Annotated in this window: 1 pseudogene; it reads left to right on the plus strand. The window is 39.5% G+C overall.

Annotated features, from left to right (window positions below):
* Window positions 1-200: 200 nt before the first annotated feature.
* Window positions 201-5,557, plus strand: a pseudogene (locus EHQ47_RS05045) (hypothetical protein); the annotation flags it as partial.

A 5,557-nucleotide genomic window follows, 5' to 3' on the forward strand; every position in this document is an offset into this window, starting at 1 on the left:
AAACCTGCACAATCAGCAATGGATTTGGTCGTGTGAGTGGTGGTGATGTAACAAACATTATAGTGAATTGCATTACGAATTAAATTATGTCGCATTCGTAAAAGTTGATATTCTTTTACTAAAATCTAGTAGACGGTTAGGGGGTAGAAGTTAGGTTAAAGCACAATTCTGACAGAACGGTTGTTAGGAAGCGGAATTCAATGACAAAGACCCAAAAACGCCAGTTAAAAAACACAAAACGAGTTCTTTTTAAAGGACTAAAGTCTGCAATTTTATCAATCATCATATTTGAAATCACCTTCGGTTCGCTGGTATTGGGCCTGATTGGGCAAGAGAACCGATTCCGAGATTTATGGAGGAAGGGAACCGATGGCCAGATGGACCGTCAGTTTGAACAAGCAAACCATGCCACCTCCGAAGAAGAATTTAATAAGTTAGTGGGTCGTGGTCTTGGCGTAGTGCGTGGGGATTGGGAAGCACGAGCAGAAGTAGAATTAGAAAAAGAACTGCGGGCGTTTGCAGATCCAGAAGAGAAAAAGAAAGAACGGGAAAAGTTAGAGATAGAGAAGGGACTTGCCAAAGAGGATTGGGAAGAAGAAGTCCAACGCGAGATAGACGAAAGACGAGGATTTTGGAAGGTATATTTACAAACTCCACAGTTAGATCATGTATGGGATTTGGTGGACCGAGCAGGTCTAGTTCTTGGTATGGCAGAAGCAGATGCGGCTTCTAAAGCTGGTGGGACTGCTGTAGATAAGGTCAGAATTTGGGATGAGACAATGAATTTAGTCTCAACAAATATCCAAACCAATTGGGAACAATCTCTCGAACAGGCATTTCTTCAGGTCCAAGATGGCCTTACTTTTTCATCCGAAGTAGAACGGTTAGCATTTGAAAGCCAATTAGCAAAACTAAAAGAACAATATAGAGCAGATTACGAATACGAAGAGTCTTCTTTACTTTCTTCAAAGAGAATGTATTTTGTTTCACAACAGAATCAAAATGAAGACATGGCCAATCGATTGGCACAGGAAACAAACCCTTCTGAGTTAGCAAAACTTCTTGTTGAGAGAACCAAACAACAGATAGCTCAAAACGGTGGAGTTTTTGTTTATGGTGAGAACACACTTCCCAACCAAGTTGCATTGAATTTCCAAAATGGAGATGATGCTTACCAAGAAAAAGTATTAAAAGCATTAGAAGAAGGCCAAGGTCTTTGGCAAAAAGCAATCGATGAGATGATTCTTGGCAAACTTCGTTATGACCGAGATGTAGAAATGCAATGGCGATCTGGGGAAGCAGATTGGACCAATGCCTATGGCCAACTTGTGAAAGCAAGAGAAGAGTGGGTAGCGACAGTCCAAAAACAAATCCAAGATGGTTTGCAACAATGGGATGCAAGCGAAGCCGCAATGGTACAAAACAAAGCAAAGGCGATTGAAGAATTGGATCGTACCCTTGCTACAAATAGAACCAATTGGGATGCCCATGTAAGAGGAATCACAGATGTAATCACTGTTGGTGCAGATACTTTATCTACAATTGCATCTAATTTAGATTGGTTTGAGGATGCGCTTGCGCGTGCAGAGGCACCTGGCAGTGGTTATAATGCAAGTGTTATCGCGGAATATCGCCAACAAAGAGACTATTGGGGTGGTTTACAAACTAGATATAGAAACTTAGTGGCTGCCACACAAAACCAAATTCATGATCAGGACATTCGTGGAACGGGTGTAGGCCAGGGACTCCTAGTCAATGCTGGTGGAAGTGATCCTTACGTACTCAGTGTACAAGAATTTGAACTCAAACTAGCTCGTGAAGAGTTGAAGTTATTAGAAGCAAAACGAGATCGTGCCAAAGCAGTATATGATTATGCGGTTGGGAATGTTGGTCAAAAAACAGCAGCACAAATTGCAGCAGAGTTAGACACAATTAGACAAAACTTCAAAGCGAAAGAAACAGCATATTTATCGCTTTTATCTGAATTAAATGGTAGTGGAAGCAGTGTATTTGGAACACCAGGTATGGATCCAAATTCAAGTGTGGAAGTGGGATCAACAACAACCAATCCAGATACCATTTTAAATCAACTTGCAGAACAAAATAAAATTTTAGAAGAAAAGAGAAAAGCATTGGAGCTCGCAAGAGCTAGTATGGGTGATGCATCGGTAGCGTATGAAGCTGCTTTGAAGATTCAGGTGCTAATTCGTAACCCAGGAATGCTTGGCCAAATTGGAGATTTAACTTCAGATTCTAGTGCCATCCAAGGGAATTCTGGACTGAGAGGGGAAATTGTCCAAGCCCAAGAGGAACTTGACCGCCAAAGAGAAGTTTTGCGCCAACAAGAGAAGAAAATGTATGAGCTCCAATATGAGAGAGAAAATGCATTTCGTTCCCAATCGTTTTATGCCGAGATCAACCAAAGGGTTTTAGAATTTGAAAAACTCAAAGAAAACAGAGCATTACTCGTTGGGGTTTTGGATGGAGAGGGCACCTTAGAAGAGAAAATTGATTCATTGTTAGCTGGCGACAAGTTGGTTCAGTTGTATGGAAACCAAGTTTCTGTTCAGGTAAAACAAAGTTTAGAGACATGGAAAGCCAGTTTGACGGGCCTTGATTCCTCGGTTGTGACTGCCGTAACATCCCATGACAATAGTATTACTAATTTACTTACAAAAATCAACTTACTTGATGTCACACAGCTAGAAACTGCTTCGAATCAAATTCCTACTTACGTAAACCAATACGAAACCATTATATCAAGACTTTATGCAGATTCTCGTTTAGATGCTTCTTATTTGAATGCAGAATCCATCATTCCTGCTTATGAATATTTAGTAAGTTTAGGAGCTTCTTCTGGAGATGCTTTATCAATTGGTAAAGAAGGGATTGCGGAACTAAAAACAGCAATAACAAATTACCAGGCTTATGTGGCTGCTAATGCAGGCAACCAAGGAAGCCTTGCTTATGCGGCAAAAATTGTGGAACTCGAACAAACAATTGGAACCGCTGTAACAAAAATTGACCAATACAACCAATACATCGCAGAAGTTAATAAAACAGTTCAGTATTTGAATGTGAATGTAATGGATGCTCTGTCAAAAACAGATGCTGTTGTCGATGCAACTTTAACCGGTACAGAAAGAACAAGTGCCAAAAATGCTTTTACCGCTCTTCGTGGCGATGAGTCGAATATGTCCAGAAGTATGATCCTATCTTTGAATGATGTGGGAACATTATTTTCTGATTCCATTCAAGCAATGGGACATTATGGACAAATGAATCTTGTTTTCCGCAATGCACTGGAAGACAGAAATACAAAAACAAAACAAGTTTCAGATGGTCTTGTGTCATTATTTGATGGATTTGAGTTAGAATACAGAAGCAAAGAAGCAGAGTTAACATTTTTACTCGATGAAAATGGCAACGAAACCAAGTTAGCTGCAATCCAAAAAGAAGCAGAAAAGAAAAAGAAAATAGCTGGTGCAGAAGTTAATGCTAGAGCTATGGAAATGTTCCTAGATTATTTGGGTAATCTGGGCGAAAGAGAAAGAAACGTTGAGTCTATTTACCTTCGTATGTTAAAAGACTCCGAAGTCATTAGCCAAGATACAAAAACAGATACAAATTCGATCGTAGAACGAAGAGCAATGGCAACACTTCTTGATTTTTTCAGAAGCAGTCGTGGAGCATTTGCCAATTACATTGCAGGTCCAAATTACAATGATTTTATTGAAGATATGCAACGACAAAAGGATTATGCAGATGCTCTCTTATCCTTTTATGAAAGTGGCAAAGAATACAGTGTTAGCGAAAGAGAAGAAATTCGATGGAATGGATCTGCGAACGAAAAGAAATTCTTAAAAGAAAGTTTTTCTTATGGAGAATCCTTTTTCTTCCAAGCTGCTACAGGACAGGTTTCTCGTGAAATCGCAGTATCCCAAAAAGTGGATGATTTTGCAGCCAGGGTTCGATCTGGAGAAGTGCTCAGTGTTCTGAAAGAAGAATACTTCAAAAGACAAGAAAACAAAGCCACAGGTATACTCAAAGAATTACATGATGCTGTGTCTGGACTCGATGATATCACTGCATCCCGATTGCTCAGTGACTCTTTCCGAATTGGAACATCAACAGACAGAGATTCTAGCGAGGAAACTCGTCGTGCGAATTTGTTGTCTGGGCATTTAACAAACAATCCAGGCACTCCTCGTGCCCAGCTGAATTCCTTACTTGATGTTGGAAAACTAATTGAGATCTTCGGAGAAAAAGAAGGACTCGCAATTTATTCAGAAATTACCAATAAAATTCTAAACATAGACAACAGTGCCACTGCGATCATTGAGCAGTCACAACTTCTAAATCCAAAACATGTTGAGGTAGAAGCGGAATACCCAAGTTATTTAAGTTTCTTTGATGATACAAAAAAAACAGGATACACATCAGAAGTTCAAAAACTAAATCAGTATCTCACATTAAAAGATTTTGAAGATACCTCCCAACCGATTTTTGATACGGATTTGGAACTGATTGGATATAAAAAACCATTTGCTGGATTGGATTATTCAGAACTAGAAGCAGTCAAAACGTCCCTTGATGGAATGATTGCCAATTGGGGTACGATCAAGTCAGAGTTGGAATCGGCACATGCTGACTACATTCAAGTTTTGGCAACTTGGAGAGTAACAACTCCTGGAACTGAGGAATTTGCAGAACTAGCGGAAGAAGTATCTGAAAAGTTAAAAGACTTTTCTGCAAAACAAATGCAAGCCACAGATTATATGCGTGAGCTCACTCTTCAATTGGAAGAGGCAACAGAAAAATCCCAAAGTTTACTTACAGAATATAAATCCTCAATTGGAATTGCCGACAAAACTTTTTTGACAATCACGAGTTTGGGTAAGATCAATTCCACCTTACCAGGGTTTAGTGATTATTTTAATTCAGCGGAAGGTAGACCCAAATTCCATTGGACTTTTACAGATGGGGAACTAGGACTCAGTTATAATATCCAAGAAAAATTAGCCGACATGGAAGCAGAAGCACTGGCCCAAAAAACTTCAGTGACTACACGTTCGGAACAACTCTCTGGATTGAACTCCTTTTCTGAAACGATGTATAAAGGAATTAGTTTTTCCGACCAATACTTAGCACTGTATGCAAGAAGAAAAGAATCGGAAGAAGATGGGGAAGAGTATTTAGACAATTTGGATGAAAGGATTGTGGTGTATGCATCTGCTGCAAACCAGAATACAATCAGCCAAGAAAACTTGATTAGTTATACAAAAGGGATTCGTGAATTTTTAACAACAAAGGCAGCTCGTGGGGAAGAAGTAAATGCTTCTCTTTGGGAATCACTTGCCAATGCGGAAACATTCACGAAAGAAATGGCAGGACTAAAATACTACCAAAGTTTATCAACAGCTGACAAAGCAGATACAGCGAAACTCAAAACCGATTACGAAGAGTCCAAATCAACGAGAGAAACAGCAGAAGAAGCAGCCAAACTATTTGCAGAACTTCGATCTATGATTGATGGATTGGAAACACAAGGATTGCC

This window comes from Leptospira bourretii (genome assembly GCF_004770145.1).
GTDB classification, from domain to species: Bacteria; Spirochaetota; Leptospiria; order Leptospirales; family Leptospiraceae; genus Leptospira_A; species Leptospira_A bourretii.